This window comes from Devosia sp. Z6_126 (genome assembly GCF_058133495.1).
Genome location: NZ_JBYUNO010000001.1, coordinates 505,638 through 530,033 on the forward strand (window position 1 = coordinate 505,638; position 24,396 = coordinate 530,033).

The 24,396-nt window shown below is 62.4% G+C and carries 22 protein-coding genes; 8 read left to right on the plus strand and 14 right to left on the minus strand.

Features of this window, described 5'->3' with window-relative positions:
* Window positions 1-169: 169 nt before the first annotated feature.
* Window positions 170-3,076: a DNA polymerase I gene (polA, locus tag AC3YOG_RS02490; protein ID WP_489933939.1), complete on the plus strand. Its 2,907-nt coding sequence runs from the start codon at window positions 170-172 to the stop codon at window positions 3,074-3,076.
* A 168-nt stretch (window positions 3,077-3,244) separates the two neighbouring features.
* Here polA and AC3YOG_RS02495 read toward each other — a convergent pair whose 3' ends face one another.
* A complete protein-coding gene (locus AC3YOG_RS02495; RefSeq protein ID WP_489933940.1) occupies window positions 3,245-3,949 on the minus strand; it encodes a hypothetical protein in 705 nt (234 codons plus the stop codon).
* A gap of 693 nt (window positions 3,950-4,642) precedes the next feature.
* Window positions 4,643-4,849: a hypothetical protein gene (locus tag AC3YOG_RS02500; RefSeq protein ID WP_127751782.1), complete on the minus strand. Its 207-nt coding sequence runs from the start codon at window positions 4,847-4,849 to the stop codon at window positions 4,643-4,645.
* A 135-nt stretch (window positions 4,850-4,984) separates the two neighbouring features.
* Here AC3YOG_RS02500 and AC3YOG_RS02505 point away from each other — a divergent pair, with 135 nt between their 5' ends.
* A complete protein-coding gene (locus tag AC3YOG_RS02505) occupies window positions 4,985-5,434 on the plus strand; it encodes a DUF1810 domain-containing protein (RefSeq protein ID WP_489933941.1) in 450 nt (149 codons plus the stop codon).
* Here AC3YOG_RS02505 and AC3YOG_RS02510 read toward each other — a convergent pair.
* Window positions 5,415-5,744, minus strand: a complete 330-nt coding sequence (locus AC3YOG_RS02510; RefSeq protein WP_127751780.1) for a hypothetical protein — start codon at window positions 5,742-5,744, stop codon at window positions 5,415-5,417. The genes AC3YOG_RS02505 and AC3YOG_RS02510 overlap by 20 nt on opposite strands.
* 153 nt (window positions 5,745-5,897) lie before the next feature.
* On the opposite strand from AC3YOG_RS02510, the gene AC3YOG_RS02515 reads away from it, so the two are divergent.
* Window positions 5,898-6,155, plus strand: coding sequence for a DUF2171 domain-containing protein (locus tag AC3YOG_RS02515; protein WP_489933942.1), 258 nt, complete (start codon window positions 5,898-5,900; stop codon window positions 6,153-6,155).
* A gap of 48 nt (window positions 6,156-6,203) precedes the next feature.
* On the opposite strand, the gene tsaE is transcribed toward AC3YOG_RS02515, so the two are convergent.
* The 9 genes from tsaE to AC3YOG_RS02560 all read right to left on the minus strand — a co-directional run bounded on the left by tsaE (window position 6,204) and on the right by AC3YOG_RS02560 (window position 15,310).
* Entirely contained in the window at window positions 6,204-6,635 is a 432-nt protein-coding gene (gene tsaE / locus AC3YOG_RS02520) for a tRNA (adenosine(37)-N6)-threonylcarbamoyltransferase complex ATPase subunit type 1 TsaE (protein ID WP_489933943.1), read from the minus strand.
* Between the two features lies 1 nt (window position 6,636).
* Window positions 6,637-9,039, minus strand: a complete 2,403-nt coding sequence (locus tag AC3YOG_RS02525) for a sensor histidine kinase (protein ID WP_489933944.1) — start codon at window positions 9,037-9,039, stop codon at window positions 6,637-6,639.
* A gap of 369 nt (window positions 9,040-9,408) precedes the next feature.
* A complete protein-coding gene (gene ahcY / locus AC3YOG_RS02530; protein WP_489933945.1) occupies window positions 9,409-10,812 on the minus strand; it encodes an adenosylhomocysteinase in 1,404 nt (467 codons plus the stop codon).
* Between the two features lie 77 nt (window positions 10,813-10,889).
* Window positions 10,890-11,405 (minus strand): DUF2937 family protein, encoded by a 516-nt coding sequence (locus AC3YOG_RS02535; protein WP_489933946.1) that lies wholly within the window; start codon window positions 11,403-11,405, stop codon window positions 10,890-10,892.
* A 27-nt stretch (window positions 11,406-11,432) separates the two neighbouring features.
* Complete coding sequence (locus tag AC3YOG_RS02540; protein ID WP_127751774.1) at window positions 11,433-11,741, minus strand: HPr family phosphocarrier protein; 309 nt, start codon at window positions 11,739-11,741, stop codon at window positions 11,433-11,435.
* A gap of 4 nt (window positions 11,742-11,745) precedes the next feature.
* The gene (locus AC3YOG_RS02545) at window positions 11,746-12,147 is read right to left on the minus strand and encodes a PTS sugar transporter subunit IIA (RefSeq protein ID WP_127751773.1); all 402 of its coding nucleotides are present in this window, start codon (window positions 12,145-12,147) and stop codon (window positions 11,746-11,748) included.
* Between the two features lie 156 nt (window positions 12,148-12,303).
* Window positions 12,304-12,783, minus strand: coding sequence for an HPr kinase/phosphorylase (locus AC3YOG_RS02550; protein WP_489933947.1), 480 nt, complete (start codon window positions 12,781-12,783; stop codon window positions 12,304-12,306).
* 7 nt (window positions 12,784-12,790) lie between these two features.
* On the minus strand, window positions 12,791-14,476 hold the full coding sequence (locus AC3YOG_RS02555) for a sensor histidine kinase (protein WP_210258491.1): 1,686 nt from the start codon (window positions 14,474-14,476) through the stop codon (window positions 12,791-12,793).
* A 117-nt stretch (window positions 14,477-14,593) separates the two neighbouring features.
* Window positions 14,594-15,310 carry a response regulator transcription factor gene (locus AC3YOG_RS02560; protein ID WP_127751771.1) on the minus strand — a complete coding sequence of 239 codons (717 nt, stop codon included), beginning with the start codon at window positions 15,308-15,310 and terminating at the stop codon, window positions 14,594-14,596.
* Between the two features lie 231 nt (window positions 15,311-15,541).
* On the opposite strand from AC3YOG_RS02560, the gene pckA reads away from it, so the two are divergent.
* Entirely contained in the window at window positions 15,542-17,137 is a 1,596-nt protein-coding gene (pckA, locus tag AC3YOG_RS02565; protein WP_489933948.1) for a phosphoenolpyruvate carboxykinase (ATP), read from the plus strand.
* A 64-nt stretch (window positions 17,138-17,201) separates the two neighbouring features.
* Here the strand turns inward: pckA and AC3YOG_RS02570 are convergent, their stop codons facing one another.
* Window positions 17,202-17,777 carry a cell wall hydrolase gene (locus AC3YOG_RS02570; RefSeq protein WP_489933949.1) on the minus strand — a complete coding sequence of 192 codons (576 nt, stop codon included), beginning with the start codon at window positions 17,775-17,777 and terminating at the stop codon, window positions 17,202-17,204.
* Window positions 17,778-18,444: 667 nt separating this feature from the next.
* A complete protein-coding gene (locus AC3YOG_RS02575; RefSeq protein WP_489933950.1) occupies window positions 18,445-19,128 on the minus strand; it encodes an HAD family hydrolase in 684 nt (227 codons plus the stop codon).
* Between the two features lie 113 nt (window positions 19,129-19,241).
* On the opposite strand from AC3YOG_RS02575, the gene AC3YOG_RS02580 reads away from it, so the two are divergent.
* From AC3YOG_RS02580 to AC3YOG_RS02595, 4 genes are all read left to right on the plus strand, one after another.
* Window positions 19,242-20,651 carry a protein adenylyltransferase SelO gene (locus AC3YOG_RS02580; RefSeq protein ID WP_489933951.1) on the plus strand — a complete coding sequence of 470 codons (1,410 nt, stop codon included), beginning with the start codon at window positions 19,242-19,244 and terminating at the stop codon, window positions 20,649-20,651.
* A gap of 9 nt (window positions 20,652-20,660) precedes the next feature.
* Window positions 20,661-21,215, plus strand: a complete 555-nt coding sequence (locus tag AC3YOG_RS02585; RefSeq protein ID WP_489933952.1) for a gamma carbonic anhydrase family protein — start codon at window positions 20,661-20,663, stop codon at window positions 21,213-21,215.
* Window positions 21,212-21,616 (plus strand): methylmalonyl-CoA epimerase, encoded by a 405-nt coding sequence (mce, locus tag AC3YOG_RS02590; RefSeq protein WP_489933953.1) that lies wholly within the window; start codon window positions 21,212-21,214, stop codon window positions 21,614-21,616. Before AC3YOG_RS02585 ends, mce begins: the two co-directional genes overlap by 4 nt.
* Window positions 21,617-21,777: 161 nt before the next feature.
* A complete protein-coding gene (locus tag AC3YOG_RS02595; RefSeq protein ID WP_489933954.1) occupies window positions 21,778-24,387 on the plus strand; it encodes a bifunctional diguanylate cyclase/phosphodiesterase in 2,610 nt (869 codons plus the stop codon).
* Window positions 24,388-24,396: the final 9 nt, after the last annotated feature.

Here is a 24,396-nt window from a genome sequence, read left to right on the forward strand (position 1 = left end):
GCACTAGTTCTGCGGAACGCACGAGGTTACCGAATGCATACTTCCCCCTGATTGGCCTCGAACGCACTGCGCCCCATTTGGTTGCAACATTGTGCGGCAACTTGGAGCGCTTGGTCCCCCGCCCTATCTGCTTTAAGGTTGAGGCTCACTTCGTTCGGAATCGCTTTTCATGCATCTGCTGCTCGTCGACGGCTCGGCCTATATTTTTCGCGCCTTCCACGCCCTGCCCCAGCTCAACCGCAAATCCGATGGCCTGCCCGTCGGCTGCGTGCAGGGGTTTTGCAACATGCTGTTCAAGCTCACCGAGGATCTCAAGGGCGAGGACGAGCCCACCCATATGGCGGTGATCTTTGATCATTCCGCCAAGACCTTCCGCGACGATCTCTACAGCGAATACAAGGCGCACCGCCCCTCTGCGCCCGAAGAGCTGGTGCCCCAGTTCCCCCTCACCCGCGCCGCCACCCGCGCCTTTGGCATTGCCTGCATTGAGCAGGAAGGCTGGGAAGCCGATGACATCATCGCCACCTATGCCTGCAAGATGCGCGCGGCCGGCGGCAAGGTCACCATCGTGTCCTCCGACAAGGATTTGATGCAGTTGGTCGAGCCCGATGGCTCCATCCGCATGCTCGACACCATCCCCCGCCCCGGCCAGCCGCCGCTGCGCTGGATCGGCGCCGAGGAAGTCTTTGCCAAGTTCGGGGTCGGCCCCGACAAGGTGATCGAGGTGCAGGCGCTATGCGGCGACAGCGTCGACAATGTCCCCGGCGTGCCGGGCATTGGCGTGAAAACCGCGGCCGAGCTCATCAATACCTTTGGCGATGTGGAAACCCTACTGTCGCGCCTCGACGAGATCAAGCAGCCCGCCCGCCGGCAAAAGCTCGCCGACAATGCCGAGCTTGCCCGCATCTCGCGCCAGCTCGTGACCCTCTCCCAGGACGTTCCCGTCGAGCTGCCCATCGAGGCGCTCGAGCGCACGCCCATCGATCCGGCGACCCTTTTCCCCTTCCTCAAGGCGATGGAATTTTACACCATCACCAAGCGCCTTGGCGGCCTCCTCGATGCCGACCCGGATGCCTATGAGCCCGATCCGGAGCTGCGCGCCGGCGGCCCGCAGGGCGTAAAGTCGACCGACCTCAGCGTCGCCCGCGCCAAGCTCAAGGCCCCGCAGGTCCCTGGCACCGGCCCGGCCCTGCATGCCCGCGCTGTCCACGACGCCATCAAGGCGATCCCGGTCGATTACGACGCCTATGAGATCGTCTCCACCCATGAGCAGCTGGCCGAGTGGATCAACCGCATCGCCCAGACCGGCTATGTCTCGATCGACACCGAAACGACGGGGCTTGATCCGCAAGCCGCCGATCTTGTGGGCATTTGCCTGTCCACTGCGCCGGGCAATGGCTGCTACATCCCCTTCGGCCACCGCAAGGCCGGCGACCTCCTTGACCAGGGGGGCCTCCTCGAAGGCCAGCTCCCGGCCCGCGAAGTGCTGGAAGCACTGAAACCCATGCTCGAGCACCCTTCCGTGCTCAAGATCGGCCAGAACATCAAATACGAGATCACGATGTTCGCCCGCCATGGCATCACGCTTGGGCCGGTCGACGACACCATGCTCATCTCCTATGCCCTCGATGGCGCCCGCTACAATGGCATGGATGTGCTGGCCGATGCGTGGCTCGGGCACAAATGCATTTCCTTTGGCGAGCTGGCCGGCACTGGTCGCAACCAGAAAACCTTCGACCAGCTCGAGATCGCCCCCGCTGCCCGCTATGCCGGCGAGGATGCCGATGTCACCCTGCGCCTCTGGCATATCCTCAAGCCCCGCCTCGTCGCGGAAAACGCCACCACGCTCTACGAAACCCTCGAGCGCCCGCTCGCCCCGGTGCTCTCGCGCATGGAATCGCGCGGCATTGCCGTTGATCGAGGCATGCTGTCGCGACTTTCCGGCGAGTTCGCCCAGCGCGCCGCCGCCTTTGAGGCCGAAGCTCATGAACTGGCCGGCGAAAATTTTAATCTCGGCTCCCCCAAGCAGCTGGGCGATATCCTCTTTGGCAAGATGAACCTGCCCGGCGGCTCCAAGACCAAGACCGGTGCCTGGTCCACCGGCGCCGATGTGCTCGAAGATCTCGCGCTAAAGGGCGTGCCGCTGGCGCGCACCATCGTCGAATGGCGCCAGCTGACCAAGCTGCGTGGCACCTATACCGACGCGCTCCAGACCTATATCAACCCGCGCACGGGGCGCCTCCACACCTCCTATAATCAGGCCTCCGTCCTCACCGGGCGCCTCTCCTCCAATGATCCCAATTTGCAGAACATCCCGGTGCGCACCGAGGATGGCCGCAAGATCCGCTCGGCTTTCGTCGCCGCGCCCGGCAAGAAGCTGATTTCCGCCGACTACAGCCAGATCGAGCTGCGCGTCCTCGCCCACATCGCCGATATCCAGGCGCTCAAGGATGCGTTCGAGGAAGGGCTCGACATTCACGCCATGACCGCCTCGGAAATGTTCGGCGTGCCGGTGGAAGGCATGCCCGCCGATGTCCGGCGCCGCGCCAAGGCGATCAATTTCGGCATCATCTATGGCATTTCGGCCTTTGGCCTGGCCAACCAGCTCGGCATCGGTCGCGGTGAAGCGGGCGATTACATCAAGACCTATTTCGAGCGTTTTCCGGGCATCAAGGACTATATGGACGAGCAGCGCCGCCGCGTGAAAGTGGATGGCTTTGTCACCACGCTCTTTGGCCGGAAAATCCAGTTCCCCAACGCCAATTCGCACAATCCGAGCGAACGCGCCTTTGTGGAACGCGCCTCCATCAACGCCCCCATCCAGGGTTCCGCCGCCGACATCATCCGCCGCGCCATGATCCGCATGGAACCGGCCCTGGCGGAAGCCGGCATCGAAGCCGACATGCTCCTCCAGGTACATGACGAACTGATCTTCGAAGTCCCCGAAGGTACCGAAGCCGCCGCCATGCCGGCGATCAAGGCCGTCATGGAAGGCGCCGCCGAACCCGCCGTGCGCTTGTCAGTGCCGATCCAGGTCGACGCGCATGCGGCGGATAACTGGGACGAGGCGCACTGACACACCAGCAGCCTCTGCACCCCTCACCCACTCCCGATGTCACCCCGGCCTTGAGCCGGGGCCGCCCATCTCAAGATCTCTCCACCCGCCGCCGGCACCCGGAAGCACCCCACCACCTCAAAATGGATCCCGGCTCCAGGTCGGGATGACAATCGGGGGTTGGCACCATCAACCCCCCTGACCCGACCCTCGCGCCCATAGCCGCGCATTGGTCGCCACCAGTTGCGCCAGGTAGATCACTACAGCGCAGCCGAGCGGCGAGCCCAGTTCGGTGACGGCCATGGTGCCCAGGGCGAGCCAGTTGCGGCCGCTGCCGTCGAGGCCCTGGAGCATGAAGGTCAGGAACAGGAGCGCGCCGCCGAACAGCACCGCGACGCACCCGCCTGCCAAGGCATAAGGCCAAAGCCGCCGCTCCTGGCGCTGGGCGAGCCAGGCCAGGACCCAGGCGAGAATGCCGTATTCGAGCGCGCGCACGACGCCGATCGTGGTGAGGGAAATCAGCCCCGGCTGCTCGACCGCATCGAGCACGCTCAGCATCACCTTTTGCACCGATTTGGCCGCCGCCAGCGCGAGGGGCGCAAACACCGCTCCGATGAAGCCCGCCAGTGCCCCGCGCGCCTTGCCCAGCGCCGTGCCCAGCGCCACCCCGGTGCAGACCAGCACCGACCAGGTCACGGTTTGCGCCAGCTCGGCCAGGGTCAGCAGCCCCGGCGCGGCCCCGGCGCCCACCAGGCGCAGGAGGATGATCAGCCCCTGCATCAGGAGCCCCAACCCGATGCCGAGCGCGGCTACAACGGCGATACGGCGCATGGCCTGCTGCGCCTCGCGGGCGCGGCGGCTGGGCTGGCGAGGGGTAGCGGCTGGAGTGGTCATGGCATCGACTCCGGACGTTGGCCGCAAGAATAATGCCGCGGGCAGCCGGTGTCGAGCAGTGCGGCTGCTGCACCAGCGCCACCTTCACCGCGCGGGGGACGTGCGCCTCCCTCCCCCTTGAGGGGAGGGATCGAGGGTGGGGGTTCGGACCTTGCCCCTGGCGTGATGCGGGTTGGGTGCTTGGGTATTCGCCCTTTGGCACAGTGTGTGTTGAAGCGCCGGAACCCCCCACCCCGGCCCTCCCCTTAAGGGGGAGGGGGAAGGTCAGTGCCTGCCCGCAGAACGGGGCAAGTGCGTCTTCAAAATGCAAAATAGCAAAAACTAATCCCCGGCCCCTGCGCCCTGCCCCATACTCCACCCATTCCCACGCATGGAGCGGCGCTGCAGCGACCGGATGGCAGTGGGGACCGCCGGGACGGGGAAGGTCGTGCTCCCCGTGGGTTCGAGCGGCGTCGGACAGTTCAGCCCCTGCCGACTTGGGGGCTGCGCGACGCCAGCTGAATCGGTAAATCCCGGCTGCCCCGAGGCGGTTGTCGCCTCCTTTTCCACCCCTCCAGAGGCGATCATCGCCTCGGGGCCCGCTCTACCCACGCCAACACCGACGGGCCCGCCCGGCGGCGCCTTCGCACGCACAAAAAAGCCGGGTCCCCAAGGACCCGGCACTTAAAATCCTTCACGGACCAAAAAACCAAATTATTTGTTGGTGCGCCCGGTATGCTCGGTGCTGACGCTGCCATCGGGCTCGACATCGTTCATCACGTCGCCCTCGACCGTGTTGTCGGCTTCGGTGTCCTCGAACACGGTGTCGGTCTGGTCGATCCCGCGCGTGGTTTGCCCGATGCCGGGATTGCGCTTGAGGTCGAGATCGCTCGGGGTCTGGGTTTTGGGATGCTGGCTCATGGGACTGCTCCTTGTTGCCGTCAGCAAACCAATCCCCCGGCCCCGCCACAGGTTCCCCCTTATCGGTCACGAAAGGGAAACCTCGCCGCTCCGCCTGCGTTGGATTTTGTCACCTCAAGCCAAGGATGCTCCACGATGTTCACCCATTTCCTCGAGGCCCAGAACCTGGTGTATCCGCAGGTGCTGACCGAGCTGCGGGCAGGGCAGAAACGCACGCATTGGATGTGGTTTATCTTCCCCCAGATCGCGGGCCTTGGACGCAGCGAGATGGCGCAGCGCTTTGCCATCAAGGATCTGGAGGAAGCGCGGCTTTACCTCGCCGATCCGGTGCTGGGAACGCGTCTGCGCGAATGCACCCGCGCCGTGCTGCTGCACGCCCCCGACAGCGCCGCCCCGCGCAGCCTCGATCACATCTTTGGCTCGCCCGACAACATGAAGTTTCATTCCTCCATGACCCTTTTCGCCCGCGCCGCCCCGCAGGATCCGCTATTTCGCGAAGCGCTCACCGCCTTTTTCGGTGGCCGGGAAGATCCGGGCACGGTGAGCCGGCTTGAGGCCACAGGCGCTAGTCATCCCCCAGTTTGACGGTGCGCCAGGTCTGGATGGTGCGCACTTCGCCCGGCCGGCGGATGCTGAGATGACCATAGTCGCCCGGCAGCGCCGAGGTCAGCCTCACCGTGACATAGTCGCTTTTGCCGCAAACCGAGCAGTTGAACGGGGGCTGCAGGGCGTCCCGGTCGGGGCCAAATAATTCCACCAGGTCAGTCGCAAGGTAGCGCACCAGCCGCCGGCACAGGCTGCAGCGGCAAATGATGATCTGGTTGTTGGCCGCGGCGTGGCGCAGCTGATAGCGGGTGCCGGGATAAGGATGGGCCGGCGGATTGGTCTGGGGCATGCGACTCGGGTCTCCATTCTCCCCATAGCCCCAGAACGAATGGAGAACAAATAACATTGCCGATGCTTTCCACCGTGCCTCGCTCCCCGTCAGGGCAATGCATCCCTTCCCCGTCCCCAAGCGTTGGACAGGCTCAGCAACAGGAGAAACCACATGTCTGATCTCAGCGGCATTCACGAGCATATGGAAGTGATTGGGGCCGATGGCGTGCATGTCGGCACGGTGGACAAGGTCGAAGACGGGCGCATCAAGTTGACCAAGGCCGATTCGGGCGAAGGCAGCCATGCCGGCCACCACCATTATGTTGAAGGCTCGCTCGTGGCTGAAATCGAGGGCGACAAGGTGCGCCTGTCGGCCAACGCAGCCGTAGCGGTGCTTTTTGAGGAAGAAGAAGACGGCGGGCAGGCGTAAGCCGGCCAAGAGGAGCGGTTTGAGCCTGCGGCTCGCCGCTCCCGTCCTTCAGGCCCTCGGTCGGAAGTGCTGCACTTCGACCTGGCGGCCGGCCCCGCCGAGCGGGATCTGCAGCATGATGCGCCAGTTCGCCAGCGCCAGGACATGGGGCGCCCGTTCGGCCCATTCCACCAGCACCACGCCGTCGGTGGTATCGAGCAGGCCGAGTTCGTCGGCTTCCGCGGCATCGCCCAGCCGATAAAGATCGGCATGCAGTACGGGGCCGCTCGCGGTGTCATAGGGCTGCACCAGTGCAAAGGTGGGCGACGGCACCTCCAGTCCGGGATCGCCCGCCAGCGCCCGGGTAATCGCCCGCGCCAGCGCAGTTTTCCCCGCCCCCAGTCCTCCCTCTATACTGACTATATCGCCGGGCTTGAGCCTTTGGGCCAGTTCGGCACCAAAGGCGGCGGTGGCGGCATCGTCGGGGAGGAAGCGGTCCATGTTAGCTTGCGATACCCGCCATGGCGCTGTCACGTGGCAGGTTGACGGTGATGCGGCTGCCCCGCGGCTCGCGGCTTTCCGCCGAGATCGTGCCGCCATGCAGGTTCACGAAGGTCTTGACGATGGCGAGCCCTAGCCCCGCCCCACGTTGCCGGCCGGTGCTTTGCCCATCGATCCGCGTCAGGATTGCGGCCTTCATCTCGTCGGTCAGGCCCGGCCCCTCGTCCTCGATCACGAACAACATGCGCTCGCCTCGGCTCATCACCCGAAGCCGGATTTCCCCGCCCGGCGGCGAGAAGCGGGCCGCATTGCTCAAGAGGTTATAGATCACCTGCACGATGCGCGTGCCATCGGCCACAAAGGGCGGCAGGTCATCGGCGATATCGATTACGAGATTGATCGGCTTTTCCCCCGAAACTTCGGGGAAGGTCGCCGACAGGCCAGCCCGGGCCTTGTCCACAATGGCGGCGACATCAAGCCGCTCGGGTTTGAGTTCGGCAATGCCGGCATCCACGGACGCCAAGTCGAGAATATTGTCGATCAGCACGCCCAGGGTGACGCTCGAGGCGCGGATATAGTCGATATAAGCGCGCTGCCGCTCGTTCATGTTGCCGCCATCAGTGCCGGCCAAGAGGTCGGCAAAGCCGATGATATTGGTCAGCGGCGAGCGCAGTTCATAGGAAACATTCTCGACGAACGCATCCTTGAGCAGGTCAGCCGCCACCAGCGCATCGTTGCGTTCCTTGAGCACCTGCGAATAGCTGGCGCTTTCGGTGACATCGAGAAAGGTCATCATGGTTTGACCGTCCGACAACCGGGTAATGGCGTAGTCCAGCAGCCGGCCATCCGAGCGCTTGATGCGACCGGTCTGGTCGCCGCGCGTCGGGTTGAGGTCAATAATACCCCGCTTCAAATCCCGCCATATACTGGCGCCATCCATGGGAATGGCCTGCCCACTGGCTTCGGCGATCTGGTCGATGTGGGGGTTTTGCCCCAACTCGTTCATCGGCAGCTTCCAAAGGGCCGACAGCTGGGGATTGGAAAGGGTCAGCCGGCCATTGGTGCCGAACACCGCAACCGCCTCGGAAAGCGCGTTGATGGTTTCGCGCTGCACATTGGAATAGGCCTTGTTGGAGGATTCAAGCTGGAGGCGCTCGGTCAGGTCTTCAAAGACATAGATGACACCGCCATTGGGCCCGGCCGGCGCGGAAATAACCTTGATGCTGCGCCCGTCCGGCAGGTGCCATGGTTCGTTCTCGCGCGGCACCTTGAGCTGGTAGGAAGTCAGGTGCTGGGCCCGCCAGGTCTTGTAGTCGACCTCGTTGGGCAGCATGCCTTCGGTGCGCAGCTTGTCAAGGATTGCCGGCTCGTCGATCCCCAGCACCAGGAACTTGGGATCGAGGTTCCACAGATCGGCATAGGCCTGGTTGAACTGCACGAGTTCGCGCTTGGCATTGAACACCGCAATGGGCGTCGCCAAGGCATTGATGATGCTGCCCATATAAGAGACTGCAGGCTCCGGGGGCTTGGCAGCCGTTTCGAGCGGGCGCAGATAGCCCGCATTGCCCCCGGCAATAGCAAACTCAGTCAGTTCATACTTGCCACGTGCACCCAGGTCGAGCCGCAAAACAGCGGGCTTGCCATCAGGGGTGCAGGCATCGAGATGGCGCTGGCGCTGGGTGCCTTCGAGCAATTCAGGGGGCTCGGCATCGGTGCCGGTCTTGCCGAGGGCTCGCGCGAGTTCGAGATAGGCATTATTGGCGAACACCAGCCGCTTGTTAGCGTCGCGCAGGAAAGCGGGCTTGCTCAACAGCCCCAGAATGGCGCGGGCACTGGAAAGATCACCCTGCGCGGCTGCATCCTCGAGGCGATGCTGGGGATGGGCTTGCAGAAAGGCGGGCCGCAAACGCATCGCCGCGCCGCCGCCCAGCACCCAGCCATGCGCGCGGATCAGCCGTCCATCGAGCGCATTGACACTGGTGGTGAAGGAGTGCCCGCCAAGGCGCAACTGCTCGAGCAGTTCAGCAAGACGGTCGGCATCGCCCGGCTGCAGCCAGCTTTGGAACTTGAGGACGCTTTCGGGCTGCCGTCCTGCTGGCAGCACCGCCGCTACCTGCCCCAGGAACTTGGCCGCGCCGCCGCTATTTTGCGTCCACAGCACCGTGAGTTCGCGAGTGCCCGAAAGCAGGGCCTCATATTCGTCCACCAGCGCCCGCAGGCCAGCGATTTGCCCGGAGGCCTTATGCCGTTCGACCTTGCTATCGCGCAGCATAGTTCGAACGATTGCCATGGCCGTTACGGCAAAGGCGCCAGCGCCGATAGCGATTGCCAGCGGCGCGGCGGCGGCAAGCGAACCAGCATCCGGCGTCTGGGAAAGGGCGGGTGCGGCAGTCAGAAGGGTCATGGGGGCCGCTGTCAGCGTGACAAATCCCCAGTGCTTCCGGAATCGATCCGGCGCCATGCATAGCCCTCGTGTCTTGTTGCGTTTGGGTCGGCCCGAACGGACCGCTACGCTTGCACTCGAAAGAGGCCCGATACACACCGGATCGATGACGATCCTGGCTGGCCCCGAGCGGCTGCCTGTCCCGGGCAGCCGATTCGCCTAACCATAGCGAGGCGCGATTCTGGCTAAAAGACTCTTAATGGTTGTGCATTCCGGGCAAAGACCGCTTTGTCCCACTTGACCATGAACGAAGCAGGAACTTACCTGCTGGCAGGAGGCAGTACTCAACGCCTCCTGCCAGCGCATTACGAACCGCGGATTACCCACGTCCTAGTAGCGATACTCACCGGATTTGAATGGGCCAGAGGGGGAAACCCCAATGTATTCAGCCTGTGCCGGCGAGAGCCTGGTCAGCTTGGCACCCAGCTTCGCCAGGTGCAGTTCGGCAACTTTCTCGTCGAGGTGCTTGGGCAGCACATGCACCTTTTTTTCCATAGTGGTGCCATTGGTCCACAGTTCGATCTGGGCCAAGGTCTGGTTGGCAAAGGATGCGCTCATCACAAAGCTCGGGTGACCCGTCGCATTGCCCAGATTGACCAGCCGACCCTCGGAAAGCAGGATCAGGCGCTTGCCGCTAGGCTGCTCGATGAGGTCGACCTGCGGCTTGACATTGGTCCACTTGAAGTTGCGCAGGCCGGCCACGTCGATCTCATTGTCGAAATGGCCGATATTGCAGACAATGGCCATATCCTTGAGCTTGCGCATGTCATCGACCATCAGCACATCGCGATTGCCCGTGGCGGTCACAACAATGTCGGCGCGCGGGGCGGCCTCCTCAAGCGTAACCACCTCAAAGCCTTCCATGGCCGCCTGCAGCGCACAGATCGGGTCGACTTCAGTCACCAGCACGCGCGCACCGGCACCGCGCAGGGACTCAGCCGAGCCCTTGCCGACGTCGCCATATCCGCAGACGATGGCGACCTTGCCCGCCAGCATGACGTCGGTGCCGCGCCGGATGGCGTCGACCAGCGATTCACGGGTGCCGTATTTGTTGTCGAATTTCGACTTGGTGACGGAGTCATTGACGTTGATGGCCGGGAACGGCAGCTCGCCCTTGGCATGGAGCTGATACAGCCGCATCACGCCCGTCGTGGTCTCCTCCGATACGCCGCGGATATTGTCGCGGATGGTCGAGAAGAAGCCGGGGCTTTGTGCAAGCCGCCGCTTGATGGTGGCAAAGAAGATTTCCTCTTCCTCATTCCCCGGCTTGTCGAGAATGGAGGCGTCCTTCTCGGCCTTGGCGCCGTTGAGGACATACATGGTAGCGTCGCCGCCATCATCGAGGATCATGTTGGGGGTGAGCCCATTGCCCCAGTCCATCATGCGGTCGGTGAATGCCCAATAATCTTCCAGCGTTTCGCCCTTATGGGCAAAGACCGGGATACCGGCGGCAGCAATGGCGGCGGCGGCATGGTCCTGGGTCGAGAAGATATTGCAGCTGACCCAACGCACCTCCGCGCCGAGCGCCACCAGCGTCTCGATCAACACAGCCGTCTGGATGGTCATGTGCAGTGAGCCAGCAATGCGCGCGCCGCGCAGGGGCTGGGCCCCAGCATATTCATCGCGAATGGCCATGAGGCCGGGCATCTCGATCTCAGCGATCTGGATTTCCTTGCGACCGTAGTCGGCGAGAGAAATATCTTTGACCGAGTAGTCGGTGTTCTGGGTGGGCATGGCGCGCTCCGCGTGGATGATTGCCCTCCCTATACGGCAGGCCAAAGCCGCGAGCAATCGGGGATATAAAGATCTGCTTATATCCCGCGGGCTGCGAGTCGATGTCGGTGCCAGCGCCAGGGCAGAGCCAGCAGCCGATAAACGGCCGACATTAGCGCAAAGCCCAGCAGGAAGCCGGCACCAGCATAAAGCAACCCCTCAAGCGTCAGCGGCACTGCTGGCTTGTAATGCTCGATGGTCCGGCGACCGATATCGGTGTCCACATAGGCAGGCAACAGCTGCAGCCGCTCGATTGGTCCGGCACCCGCAACACGGTTCAGGGTGGCCTGCAGTTGCTCATAGCGCGTGAAAGTGGCGACCATGCTGATGCCGCGGCCGGCGAGAAACTCATCATTGGATGCCGTATAGCGGGCAATTGCCGCTTGACGGTCCAGCCCAGCCGTTGAAGCGGCGCGATCAAAATCTTCGACGATGATGCGCAACTCGTCCACGGCGCCGCCCAGCCGCTGCGTGTACTGCTGCGCGTATTCAGGAAACTGACTCATAAGGGCGGCCAAAGCGAGCCCGCCCACTCCGGCTATCAAGTGCCGCATGCCGGTTCCTCCTCAGGTTCTCCCGCATCAGGGAGCGCCGTCACTATCCTCGTCAAAGCCGTTGTTGACCAGTTCCACAATGGCTTCCAACGCTTCGCGGGCCTGCTTGCCGCTAGCCTGAACCAGAATGGTCGAACCCGGTCCTGCGCCCAGCATCATGAGGCCCATGATCGAATTCCCTGCGACCGTAACGCCGTCCTTGACGACGCTGATGGCCGCGTCGAAACACTCCGCGGTCCGCACGAAGCGCGCCGAGGCTCGCGCATGCAGGCCCTTGCGGTTCACGATGGTGAGTTGCTGAGCTACAGCGCGCCCACCCGTTGCTGCAGAATCCATCAGGTTAGCTCGCACCCAGAATGCTGGTCGCTACATTGATATATTTACGCCCGGCTTCCTGGGCGAGATTGACGGCCTGGTTGAGTGGCATATCCGCCCGCACCCGAGCGATTTTGACCAGCATCGGCAGATTAACGCCAGCGATCACCTCCACCGGCCGCACCTGCATTACGGAAATGGCTAGGTTTGATGGCGTGCCCCCGAACATGTCGGTGAAGATGATGACGCCCGAGCCGTTATCGGCCTTGTCCACGGCGGCGAGAATATCGTTGCGCCGCGTCTCCATGTTATCCTCAGGACCGATCGCGATCGTCTGGCAGAACTCCTGCGGCCCGACAACATGCTCCAGGGCCGACTTGAACTCATTGGCAAGCGCGCCATGCGTTACCAGAACCATACCGATCATGCAGTCATCCCCAGGCCGCCGAAATGCGCCAGCAGACGCCGGCAGCCGTTTTCGTCCTTGATGCCCCTGCCACCAGTCTACTCCGACAGAGTTGCGAAGCCGTATACCGTAGGCTGACCAAGGCAGGCCTCACCTTTGTCCCAAGGGCGACAGGATTCAAGTGGTATTTTGCCCACTAGGCTGACCGAGGGTGTTGACGGCCTCCATCACCAACAGAACCTGATGCCCCAGATCAAGCAACGAGCCCTGCGGGACAGGCGCCCTCGCGACGGGCACTCCAAGCAGATCGGTGCAGAATGCGTCGGCCTCCGGCATCCGCACCGGGTCGGGGACAAGATCGACAATGAGGTGCAAGTCGATGGGGCTTTGATAGGCGCGGCTGACGATCCCCCGGAAGCGAAGCTCGATGAGGCCGGCGAGCAACTCTGGCGCCGCCATGCTTAAGCTTTCGCCTATCCTGCTCAATCGAACCTGATCATCGGCGACCAGCGCCGCGCCCACTCCCAGGCTCTGGCAATAATCCAATAGGGCCAAGGCCAGCAGCGACTTGCCCGACCCCGAGGCTCCGCGGATCAGGACACCGACCTGCCCCAGCAGCACGGCCGTGGCGTGCACATGAACCGGAGCGTCATTCATCCGGCATCTATCTGCGGGCTCGGGGCAGGACAATGGTGAACACGGCCCCGGTCCGGTCTTTCCGATTTTCAGCCCGGATCGTCCCTTTGTGCGCGTCGATAATCTGCTTGGAAATCGAAAGCCCAAGCCCCGAATGGTTGCCAAAGCCGTCACTGTCCGGACGATCGGTGTAGAACCGCTGGAAGATTCGCGCGACATCGCCGGTGATGCCGCTGCCCTCGTCGGTGACAGTCACCGTAACGTCGTCGGGACTTGTGGCGAGGGCAACAGTAACTGTTCCGCCCGCAGGCGAGAACGAAACCGCGTTGTCGATCAAATTGGCAAAGACCTGGGCCAAACGACTTTCATGGCCATTGACCACCGCCGAGCCACGACCGGTGCGCTTACCGAGAACGACAGACACGTTCCGGGCAGCGGCAATGTCCTTCTGGATGCTCACCATGGTTTGGGCGAGCTTGTCCACATCCACCAGTTGGGCGCTTTCGCGGGCCAGTTCTGCATCAAGGCGGCTGGCATTGGAGATATCGGAGATCAAGCGGTCCAGTCGGCGCACATCGTGCTGGATGATTGCGTTGAGGCGCTCCCGATCCTCGGCCCGCTTGGCCAGCGGCAGGGTCTCGACCGCAGAGCGCAACGAGGTCAGGGGGTTCTTCAACTCATGGGCCACATCGGCAGCGAAACGCTCGATGGCTTCGATCCGGTTGTAAAGCGCATCCGTCATGCGGCGCAGCGCGCCCGACAGATGGCCAATCTCGTCGGGGCGATCGGTAAAGTCGGGGATCTCTGCCCGCGCGTCACCAGCAGTCTGCACGCGTTCGGCCGCGGCCGACAGGCGCCGCATGGGCCCCGCAATGGTGCCGGCCAACAGCAACGACAAGCCGATCTGCACCACCGCCGCAATCATGGCGATGCGCAAAATACTCCAGCGTTCCTGGGAAACGATGGAGTCGATGTCCCCTGGCGCCGTGGACAGGAGAAGCACGCCAACGATGGCCCGCAGGCGCTGCACAGGCACGGCGACAGACACAACCAGGCGGTTCTGATCGTCCACCCGCACGAAATCGGCGGGCGCGCCTTGCAGTGCGGAGGCAACCTCCGGGTACCGGCGGCCCTCATCGATCCCGTATTCCTGATATTGGGGAAAGCTGTCGCCTGGCGCCCAGGAGAGAATTGCGTTCCACCAGTCCCAAAGGAAAAAAGATGGACTGTCCTCTCCGGGCGGTCGGATCACTTCGCCGCGAGCGTAGATATTGTCGCTGTCCAGGATCAATAGGCCGCCCTGATCGTAGATCCGGGCCCGGGTGCCCGTTGGCGTAATCAAGTTGCGCAACAAGGGCGCGACCCGTTCGGGGCTGATTGGAAATTCCAGCGTCGGATCGAAATAAGAAAGGGGCGATACCCCACCGCTCTGCAGCTCAAGCAGTCGGTCGGGATTCACGGAAATAACGTCGCTATCCACAGTGGCAGAGGCGGCAATGGCAGCGGAGATGATTTCACCCTGAACACGCAGTGATTGCACCCGGGCGTCGATCAGGCCGGCGCGCCACTGGTTCAGGTAAAGAATGCCAACCACCAAAACCAGCAGCCCTGCCAGATTCAGCGCGATGATGCGTCGCGTCAGGCTTGAGAAGATAGTTAGATCAAGGAGGTGGCCAAAGCCTCGGGCGAGTTTGGCGAGTGGCGTCAGGAGCAAGCGCCGCCAGTTCCGGCGGGGTCGGCGCACCTTGTCTGTGCGCCCCACGGTCGCGGACGAACGCGGCCCAGTATCTGCCTTCTCCCCTAGCTCGGGGTCAATGATGGCCACTTGGTACTATTGTTCCTTGAAGCGATAGCCGACGCCGTAAAGCGTCTCGATCATCTCGAAGTCGTCGTCGACCATCTTGAACTTCTTGCGCAGGCGCTTGATGTGGCTGTCGATGGTGCGGTCGTCCACATAAACCTGGTCGTCATAGGCGGCATCCATCAGCGCGTTGCGGGACTTGACTACCCCTGGCCGCAGAGCGAGCGCCTGCAGGATCAGGAACTCCGTTACCGTAAGGGTGACCCGCTGGCCCTTCCAGGTGCAGGTATGGCGCTCCTCATCCATGACCAGCGAGCCGCGCTCGATGAGTTGCTTGCTCGGCGCCGCTTCCCCAGGAGCGCCGGCAGGCGCTGATGGATCGCGAGGGGCCGAGCGGCGCAGGATTGCTTTGACGCGCTCAACCAGCAACCGCTGCGAGAACGGCTTGGTGATGAAATCGTCGGCGCCCATCTTGAGCCCGAACAACTCGTCGATCTCCTCATCCTTGGAGGTCAGAAAAATAACCGGCACATCCGACTTCTGGCGCAGTCGGCGCAGCAACTCCATCCCGTCCATACGCGGCATCTTGATGTCGAGGATCGCCAGATCGGGCTTGTCGGTGGTTAGACCCTCCAGCCCCGAGGCGCCGTCTGTGTAGGTTGCAACCTGATAGCCCTCCGCTTCCAGGGTCAGGGACACAGAAGTGAGAATGTTGCGGTCGTCATCCACAAGGGCGATCTTGGGCATAAGCTGCCTTTCTATTGTTCTTACATTGTCCGCGTGGCGCGGCCGTTGCAGGGGATGAGTAGTGTTATATAAGGCACGGTCAAGGCAGGCGCCACCTCAGCAGGCAGCTGCAGGCCCATTCAACTTCAGTCTTAAGACCGATTTGGGGATGGCTCCCCACCTCTAGGCTCACCTAGACTCCCCTTGAAGCACGCAGGCCCGCTGCACGCGACGCCCCCAGGGAGACCCCCGATGCCTCTTATTGACCATGGACCCATCCGCAACCAAATTGCGGAGCAAGCGGCGTCGTTGTCGCTGAACGAAGACGTGCCCGAGCTAGTTGCATCCGCCCTAAGGCAGGGGGAAGCAGTGCTGTCTGCCGATGGCGCTCTTTGTGTGCGCACCGGCAAGTTCACCGGCCGCTCCCCCAAGGACAAGTTCATTGTTCGCGACGCACTCACCCAAGAGCGCGTCTGGTGGGAAAACTGCGCCGCCATGACCCCGACGCACTTCGAAGCGCTGCTCGCAGACGCCGTTGCGTCCCTGGCGGGTAAGGACCTCTACCAGCAGGACCTGCTGGCCGGAGCCGACCCGACTTACCAGTATGGCGTCACTGTGCTCACACCCAGTGCCTGGCACGCGCTCTTTATCCGCAATCTGCTGATACGCACGGGCGAAACGGTGCCCGTAGCTCCGGTGCCAACGCCGGTCACTATCGTGCATGCCCCACGGTTCCAGGCAGACCCGGCGCGGCATGGCAGCCACAGCGAAACAGTGATCGCGCTGGATCTCAGCCGCAACATCGTAGTCATCGCCGGAACGCTGTATGCCGGGGAAATCAAGAAAAGCGTCTTCTCGCTGTTCAATTTCCATGCGCCCGACCGCGGCGTACTGCCGATGCATTGCTCGGCCAATCAGGGACCAGATGGCGAAACGGCGCTGTTCTTTGGCCTTTCCGGCACGGGCAAGACGACACTCAGCAACGATGCCAATCGCCCCCTGATCGGGGATGACGAGCATGGCTGGAGTGAGGAAGGTATCTTCAATCTAGAGGGTGGTTGCTACGCCAAGACGATCCGGTTGAGCCCGGAAGCGGAGCCGGAAATCTTTGCCGCCAGTCGTCGCTTCGGCACCGTTCTCGAAAATGTCCTGCTTGACCCTGCCAGCAAGCTGCCGGATTTCAACGACGTCTCCCTCACCGAAAACACGCGGGCGGCCTACCCGCTCACCGTTCTGCCGCGAGTGGCGGAGGGAAGCATCGGACGCACTCCGCGCACCGTAGTCTTTCTGACCGCAGACGCCTTTGGAGTGCTGCCCCCAATTGCTCGCTTGAGCCCCGAGCAGGCGGTTTATCACTTTCTCTCCGGCTATACCGCCAAGGTCGCTGGTACCGAGCGCGGCATCACCGAGCCACAGGCAACGTTCTCGGCCTGCTTTGGCGCCCCCTTCATTGCACTTCATCCAACCGTCTATGGAGCCATGCTGGCCGACAAACTCCGGGACAGCGGCGCTTCAACCTGGTTGATCAACACGGGCTGGACCGGCGGCGGCTATGGCGTTGGCCAACGGATCGACATTGCCTCTACCCGGCGCCTGCTGAACGCGGCGCTCCAGGGCGAACTCGACGGCACCCCAACGCGGATCGATGAGTTGTTCGGTTTCGCTGTGCCGCTTGAGGTGCCGGGCGTAGAGAGCAAGCTGCTGACCCCGCGCCTGACCTGGGCGGACGCGCAAGCCTATGATCGTCAGGCCACCCATCTTGCAGGATTGTTCAGCGCCAACTTCGAGAAGTTCGGCGCTTTGGCCAGCGCCTCGGCAGGACCGGTCGTCGCACAGGCGGCCGAATAAGCCAGAGCGGATAAAAAGAAGGGCGCCTCGAGGGGCGCCCTTTTTGTTCGGCTTGGGATAGCTCTCAGTTGGGCGAATAGAAAATGTGCGACCCGATTTGGGCGACCTGGCTGAAAGTGTGCGACCAGGACGGGCTCACAGCGGTGGTGTGGTAGAACAGCGCCGAACGCGGCAGCGAGCCGAGCTTTTCGCCCTTGGCATATTCCGCATAAACTGTTTCGGCCAGGGCGGCCGAGCGAGCCCAGGCACGCCGCTCACCGGGCGTATCGGCGCGGCCATCGCAGGCGAAAGTGAACTGGCAGCGATAACGGCCCTTGTCGGCGTTTTGGTAGATAACGCCGCAAAGGGTGGAAGGAAACTTGCCCGAGCGGGCCCGGTTCACGATCACATTTGCGACAGCCATTTGCCCGGCTTCGCTTTCGCCCCGCGCCTCATGGTAGATGGCTTGGGCTAGGCATTCACGCTCGGTATTGGCCTGCTCGATGCGCTTCCCCGTCGGCAGGAAGCCTTCATCGATATATTTGGCCAGGATTTCGGAGTTGAGCCCGGAAGCCTGCTTCGGTCCCGCCGGAGCCAAGCTGTCAATCGCGGACAGCGCACCATTGCTGCCGCCAAAGGAACCACGAGCGATGTAACCCATTAATACTTGAGAGTTCAGCTCTCCGGGCTGCTGGACTGCGCTGACGTCAAACGAACGCAAGGCCTTTTGACGTTCTACGTAATTGGCCAGCAGGGCTGGGCTGAGCTTGCGCTGGTCGGACGCCCAAGGCGCCGAGGTCGGCCCAAGCGCGGACTGTTGCCGGACCTTTTGAACCGAAGGAGGAATTTCGAGCGGAGAGACGTTGGCAGGGTCCACTGATTCAGCATGGGTCGGCACGAGAGTAACGAAGAGCACCAGGGCCACTGCGCAGAGCGCGAGTAGGTGAGAGAACGCACGTCTCGTTGTTGCTTGCCAGCTTTTCGTCAATGTCCCGTCCTTGCCCTTGGGCTCCGGCAGCCATATCCGCCGGGCCTTCGTCGGTATGCCCCCGAAGGGACGCTCGTCACGCCGGCGGCACCCTAGCCGAGGCTTGATGAACTGCAAACCGAAATTTACGCTGTATTAACCATAGCGCTTAGGAACTTACGACAGGGTTAACGCACGCAGCGGCGCTTGAAAAGCGTGATATTTGAATGAATTGCGGGCTGCCTAGCGCCGGTTTAACGCAACCGATAAAGCTTTAGGGGCTTTACGTCGAACTGATGCGATTGCCTGCGCAGTGTTGCGGCGAGACACTGGCCTCCCTCCGTGGCGCAGAGATTCGCTCTTAAGTAGCTGGAAAAGCAGCCCTTCGAACGTGGTGCAAGCTTTCGTGAATCGCGATTCCGAGTTCGCGAATTTCGTCGCTGGGATGAACCAGATCCGGAACCATCACGGTCTGCATCCCGGCCGCATGCGCAGCCCGCACCCCGGTATGGCTGTCTTCGAGCGCCAAACAATGTTGCGGCTCGATCCCGAGCCGCTTGGCGGCCAAAAGATATGGCTCAGGAGCGGGCTTGGGATTCACCACATCGTCGCGGGTGACAATGGTGTCGAATAGATCCAACAGGCCAGCATTGCCCAGATGGGTCCAGGCATGCGCACGACGCGAGGATGTGGCGATCGCCGTCGGGATATTGCGCTCGCGCAAATCGGTGATCAACTCGCGGGCACCGGGCTTGACCGGAATCTCCGTATGCATGCGGTCCCGCATGATCACCCGGCAACGGTCGTCAAAGATCGTGTAGGGGAAAGCAACGCCATATGCTTCCATCAACATCTGGCTCGTGTGCTCATGGCTCGCCCCGACCATGTTCATGTGCACGGCATCGGTCATCTCAAAGCCAAGCTCGGTGCACACTTCAAAGACGATAGTCTTGAACACGCTTTCGGTGTCAAGGATCGTGCCGTCCATGTCGAAAATGGCGGCTTGGAAAGGAGCCAGGTGCAGATGATGCGGTTCGCGTGTCATCTGTTCGCATATAGGGCGATTTGATTCCGGGCGCTAGGCACCCGGGACGCCCTTCTGCCATGCAACCGCATCAATGCAGGGGAGCCAAGGCCAAGCGTGAGCGTTGTTGATTCATGAGCCAGTTTCAACCCGCCAAGAACCATCAAAGCCTAGGTGACGCATTCTTCGATCGCGTAGCGCCGGCGGCCTTTCCCAAAACCATCCTGCGCCATCGCGATCAACGCTGGGCCGCCCGCCTGGGGCTCGAGAACCTGTCGGACGAGCAATGGATTGCTCACTTCGGCCGCTTCGAGCCGTTGACGGGCTCACTCGAGACTCCGCTGGCGCTTCGCTATCACGGCCACCAGTTCCGCTCCTACAATCCCGACTTGGGCGACGGGCGCGGGTTCCTGTTCGCCCAGGCTGTTGACCTTGAGGATGGCCGCTTGTTGGATTTGGCGACCAAAGGGTCCGGACGCACGCCATGGTCGCGCGGCGCCGATGGCAGGCTCACGCTCAAAGGCGGCGTGCGCGAAATTCTCGCTACCGAAATGCTGGAAGCTCTGGGGGTCAATACCTCAAAGAGTCTGTCGCTGGTGGAAACCGGCGAGGAACTTGAGCGCGGCGACGAGCCGTCCCCTACCCGAGGCTCGATTTTGGTGCGGCTTAGCCATAGCCATATCCGCATCGGCACCTTCCAGCGCCTCGCCTATCTTGAGGAAACCGAGAACATTGCCCGACTGCTCGATTACGCCATCGAGCACTACTATCCAGAACTTGCCGGCGCGCCGGATAAGCCAGCCGCATTTCTCGAAGCCGTGGTCGCACGCGTTGCCGAAATGGGCGCACAATGGATCGCGGCAGGCTTTGTACACGGCGTGCTCAACACCGATAACATCAACATCACGGGCGAAAGCTTTGATTATGGCCCATGGCGGTTCCTGCCGCGCTATGATCCGAACTTCACGGCGGCCTATTTCGATGAAACCGGACTTTACAGCTTTGGCCGGCAGCCCGAAGCGCTGGCCTGGAACCTGACGCGTTTGGCCGAGTGCCTCGTACCCTTGTCGAGCGTCGAAGCCCTTGAGCCGGCGCTCAACACCGTCTGGCCCCAGTTCAGGGCCGCCCTGCCGGCGGCATTGCTGCGGCGTCTAGGACTGCAACCGCTAGGAGCCGAGCCGGACACCGCTTTTGTGAACGCACTCTTCACCTTCATGCTGGCGAGCCAAACACCTTACGAGCAGTTCTTTTTTGATTGGCGTGGGGGCGCAGTCGGTGCGGAGCGAGCCGCGCGCAGCGCTTCGGCCAGCCACTATGCCAGCGAAGCCTTCAGGCCCGTCGCTGACGCATTGGAGGCTTATAGTCCGGTCGGGAACCTCAATCTTGATCACCCCTACTTCGCCCGGGAGCGGCCGCGCACCATGTTGATCGAAGAGGTGGAGGCGATCTGGGCGCCAATCGCCGCGACCGATGACTGGTCGGCCCTGCATTTGGCACTGGCCGAAATCGCCGAGATGCGCGAGGCTTATGGCATCAAGCCATAAGGAGTAACCATGCCCATTTACACCCTGGATGGTGTCGCCCCGCAGATCGACAATGATGCCGCCTGGATTGCCCCCGATGCTGTGCTGGTGGGACGGATTATGGTTGCCGCCGATGTGGGCATCTGGTTTGGCGCCGTCGCGCGGGGCGACAACGAGCCCATCACGATCGGGGCGCGTTCCAACATTCAGGAGCATGTCGTCCTGCATACCGATATGGGCTTTCCGCTCTCGATCGGCGAGGGCTGCACCATCGGCCACAAGGCGATGCTGCATGGCTGCACAGTAGGCAACAACACGCTGATCGGCATGGGTGCCACAGTGCTCAATGGCGCCGTTATCGGGGCTAATTGCCTGATTGGCGCCGGAGCCCTCGTGACCGAAGGAAAAGCTATTCCGGATGGGTCCCTCGTCGTGGGTGCGCCGGGCAAAGTGGTGCGCCAGCTCACGCCCGACGATATCGAGCGCCTGCGGCGGTCCGCGGCGAGCTATATCCGCAATGCGCGCCGTTTTGCCGCCGGCCTTGCCGTCTCCGCTCCCGTGGCTGTTGAGTTTGACCCGGCATGATCGGTCGGCTCAACCATGTTGCCATTGCCGTGCCAGATCTGGCTGCAGCGTCCGAGCGCTATCGCACCCTGTTGGGCGCCAGCGTTTCATCACCCCAGACTTTGCCTGAGCATGGGGTTCGCCTTGTTTTTGTTGACACCGGCAACAGCAAGATCGAGCTGATGGAGCCGCTCGATGAGACTTCGCCCATCGCAGCCTTTATGGCAAGAACGCCGGCCGGCGGCCTGCATCATGTCTGTTTTGAAGTAGCTGATCTGGCCTCGGCCGCTGCCAAATTGGCCGCCGGGGGTGCCCGCGTTCTGGGTGATGGTAACCCGCGCATTGGCGCCCACGGCAACCCAGTGCTGTTCCTTCACCCCAAAGACTTCGACGGCGCCCTTATTGAACTGGAACAGATTTGACCTGCGCCTGTTGTCAGGCCCTTTACCATTCCATTTGCTTGTTCTGCTTGTGCAGCCAATTTTAAAACTTGGCACGCTAGCTTTGCGCCATGGAGGGGCGGAAGACAGCTGTGGGGGCGCAACACAATTTGCAGAGCAGAGCGATCACTTGGCTTCGGCCAATGCTGCTGCCGGCCATTCTCGCGCTGGTTGTCATTGCCACGGCGGGGGTGTGGCTTGATCGGCAGAACACCACGATTGAGCAAGGCCGGATCCGCAGCTCTGTAGCGAGCCAGGCATCCTTGATCCGGGCGAGGCTTGAAGGAAACATCAACGCCAATCTGCAGCTGGTGCGGGGGATGGTCGCGGCGATCGCCAGCGAGCCCGATATGACCCAGACCCGCTTTCAGGAGCTTGCCGGCATCCTGTTCGAGCAGCCCACCCAACTGCGCTCCTTGGCGGCCGCACCTGACTTCGTGGTCCGCATGGTTTATCCGCTTGCCGGTAACGAGCGGGCCATGGGGCTCGATTACCGCATTAATGAGGTGCAGCGCGATGCTGCCATGCGCAGCCGGGACAGCCACAACCTCGTAATCGCGGGGCCCGTTGACCTGGTACAAGGGGGCCAGGGGATCATCGGTCGCTTTCCCATCTACACCAAGACGGCGCAAGGGGAGCGTTTCTGGGGCATCTTGTCGGCCATTGTAGATGTTGACCGGCTTTACGCCGAAAGCGGGTTGCTGGATCGTGGCCTGCCGATCGAAGTCTCCATTGCGGGCAAGGACGCGCAAGGCAGCGATGGCGAGCTTTTCTTTGGCCGCGATCTGGCTGCCCAGAACCCAATCCGAGCGACGGTTCAGCTGCCCTCAGGCTCTTGGGAACTCACCGCCATACCAAAGGGCGGTTGGCCCGCGGCCTCGTCATCCTGGATATTCCGGCTGGTTCTGGTGGGGGCTGGCGCCCTGGTGCTGCTGCCCATTCTCGTGACTGCACGGATGCTCAACGAACGGCATGTGCATTTTCAACGCCTCAAGCAAAGCGAGCAGGACCTCGCACGCTTGTCGCGACGGCTGGGCCTCGCCCTGGCCACCTCCCAGGTTGGGGTTTGGGAGATGGACATCCACACCCAGGAATTGCTCTGGGATGACCGGATGAACGAACTTTATGGCCTCCCCGCTGATGGCGGGCGGCGCTCCTATCGAGACTGGCAGAAGGCCTTGCACCCCGACGATCGGTACAAGGCAGAGCACGACTTTGCCGAAGCCATGCTGCGGGGCCACTACCATTCGGATTTCCGCGTTCAGCGCGCGGACGGCGCGGTCCGGCACCTGCGCGGAATGGGCGCCGTGTTTACCGATCCCGGCAGCAATCCTAAGATCGTGGGCGTGAACTGGGACGTCACGGCCGATGTGTCCCTCAACGAGGACCTGCAGCGGGCCCAGCGCCTCACGGCGGCCCGCAATATCGAACTGGAAGCGGCCCGGGTCAGGATCGAGCATAATGCGCTGCACGACAGCCTCACGGGTCTGCCTAATCGGCGCTTCCTCGACGATATCCTCAAGGCGCTCTCCAGCAACTCCGAGAACCCGGGGCGCCACATAGCGCTGCTCCATCTCGACCTTGATCGCTTCAAGCAGATCAATGACACGATGGGTCATGCTGCAGGCGACGCCATGCTGGTCCATGTCAGCCGCGTTCTGCGCGATAGTTGCGAGCCGGGAAGCTTTGTTGCCCGGGTGGGCGGCGACGAGTTCGTCGTGGTGCTTACCGACAGAACTGGCGATGCCGAACTGACCGAGCTCGCTGAGCGCATCATCTCGCGGATGCAGCAGCCGATCAGCTTTGAGGCCCATGAATGCCGCTGCGGTGTCAGCATTGGCATAGCCGTGGACGACAACTCGCCCGCTGCGGCCGAGCAGTTGTTGATCAATGCCGATATCGCGCTGTACCGGGCCAAGAAGCGCGGCCGCAACCGCCATGAGTTCTTCAGCGCAGCATTGCAAGCCGAGGTGGTCAACACCAAGCGGATCGCCGACGATATTCTGAGCGGGCTGGAGCGGAACGAGTTCATCGCCTTTTACCAGCCGCAGTTCGACGCCCGCACCCACAACTTGGTCAGCGTCGAGGCCCTTGCCCGCTGGCAACATCCACGGCTGGGATTGCTGACCCCGGATGCCTTCCTGGCCGTCGCCGAGGACCTCAACGTCCTATCAAGCATCGACCGAATTCTGCTGGACCAGACCCTGAACGATCTGCGCCATTGGGATGGGCTGGGCCTGCAGGTACCGCGCGCCTCGGTCAATGTTTCCCTGCGGCGACTGCATGACGAGAACCTGATCCAGGGCCTGAAACAACGGGACATCGAGCCCGGCCGCCTCGCCTTCGAGCTCGTGGAGTCCATCTATCTCGACGAGCAGGATCCGGTGGTCGCTTGGAATATCGACCAGCTCAAGGAGCTGGGCATCGACGTCGAAATCGATGACTTCGGTACTGGCTACGCGTCCATTGTTTCGCTGCAGCGGCTGCGCCCGCGGCGCCTCAAGATCGACCGGCAGTTGGTGCGCCCCATCACTGTTGACCCTGCCCAGCGGCAGTTGCTCGCTTCCATCGTCGATATCGGCAAGTCCATGGGCATCCAGGTGGTTGCCGAGGGCGTGGAAACCCTCGAACAAGCCTCGCTGTTGCGCGATCTGGGCTGCGATATTCTCCAGGGCTATGCCTTCGCTCGACCGATGAGCCGGGATAATCTGGATACTTTCCTGCAGGTCCAGGCCTGGCGGCACGCCTCCTAGGACTACCTG

Bases quoted from the DNA above. Each gene is read 5' to 3' on its own strand.
- polA (WP_489933939.1), top strand. From the start codon at position 170: ATGCATCTGCTGCTCGTCGACGGCTCGGCCTATATTTTTCGCGCCTTC.
- AC3YOG_RS02495 (WP_489933940.1), bottom strand. From the start codon at position 3,949: ATGACCACTCCAGCCGCTACCCCTCGCCAGCCCAGCCGCCGCGCCCGC.
- AC3YOG_RS02500 (WP_127751782.1), bottom strand. From the start codon at position 4,849: ATGAGCCAGCATCCCAAAACCCAGACCCCGAGCGATCTCGACCTCAAG.
- AC3YOG_RS02505 (WP_489933941.1), top strand. From the start codon at position 4,985: ATGTTCACCCATTTCCTCGAGGCCCAGAACCTGGTGTATCCGCAGGTG.
- AC3YOG_RS02510 (WP_127751780.1), bottom strand. From the start codon at position 5,744: ATGCCCCAGACCAATCCGCCGGCCCATCCTTATCCCGGCACCCGCTAT.
- AC3YOG_RS02515 (WP_489933942.1), top strand. From the start codon at position 5,898: ATGTCTGATCTCAGCGGCATTCACGAGCATATGGAAGTGATTGGGGCC.
- tsaE (WP_489933943.1), bottom strand. From the start codon at position 6,635: ATGGACCGCTTCCTCCCCGACGATGCCGCCACCGCCGCCTTTGGTGCC.
- AC3YOG_RS02525 (WP_489933944.1), bottom strand. From the start codon at position 9,039: ATGACCCTTCTGACTGCCGCACCCGCCCTTTCCCAGACGCCGGATGCT.
- ahcY (WP_489933945.1), bottom strand. From the start codon at position 10,812: ATGCCCACCCAGAACACCGACTACTCGGTCAAAGATATTTCTCTCGCC.
- AC3YOG_RS02535 (WP_489933946.1), bottom strand. From the start codon at position 11,405: ATGCGGCACTTGATAGCCGGAGTGGGCGGGCTCGCTTTGGCCGCCCTT.
- AC3YOG_RS02540 (WP_127751774.1), bottom strand. From the start codon at position 11,741: ATGGATTCTGCAGCAACGGGTGGGCGCGCTGTAGCTCAGCAACTCACC.
- AC3YOG_RS02545 (WP_127751773.1), bottom strand. From the start codon at position 12,147: ATGATCGGTATGGTTCTGGTAACGCATGGCGCGCTTGCCAATGAGTTC.
- AC3YOG_RS02550 (WP_489933947.1), bottom strand. From the start codon at position 12,783: ATGAATGACGCTCCGGTTCATGTGCACGCCACGGCCGTGCTGCTGGGG.
- AC3YOG_RS02560 (WP_127751771.1), bottom strand. From the start codon at position 15,310: ATGCCCAAGATCGCCCTTGTGGATGACGACCGCAACATTCTCACTTCT.
- pckA (WP_489933948.1), top strand. From the start codon at position 15,542: ATGCCTCTTATTGACCATGGACCCATCCGCAACCAAATTGCGGAGCAA.
- AC3YOG_RS02570 (WP_489933949.1), bottom strand. From the start codon at position 17,777: ATGGGTTACATCGCTCGTGGTTCCTTTGGCGGCAGCAATGGTGCGCTG.
- AC3YOG_RS02575 (WP_489933950.1), bottom strand. From the start codon at position 19,128: ATGACACGCGAACCGCATCATCTGCACCTGGCTCCTTTCCAAGCCGCC.
- AC3YOG_RS02580 (WP_489933951.1), top strand. From the start codon at position 19,242: ATGAGCCAGTTTCAACCCGCCAAGAACCATCAAAGCCTAGGTGACGCA.
- AC3YOG_RS02585 (WP_489933952.1), top strand. From the start codon at position 20,661: ATGCCCATTTACACCCTGGATGGTGTCGCCCCGCAGATCGACAATGAT.
- mce (WP_489933953.1), top strand. From the start codon at position 21,212: ATGATCGGTCGGCTCAACCATGTTGCCATTGCCGTGCCAGATCTGGCT.
- AC3YOG_RS02595 (WP_489933954.1), top strand. From the start codon at position 21,778: ATGCTGCTGCCGGCCATTCTCGCGCTGGTTGTCATTGCCACGGCGGGG.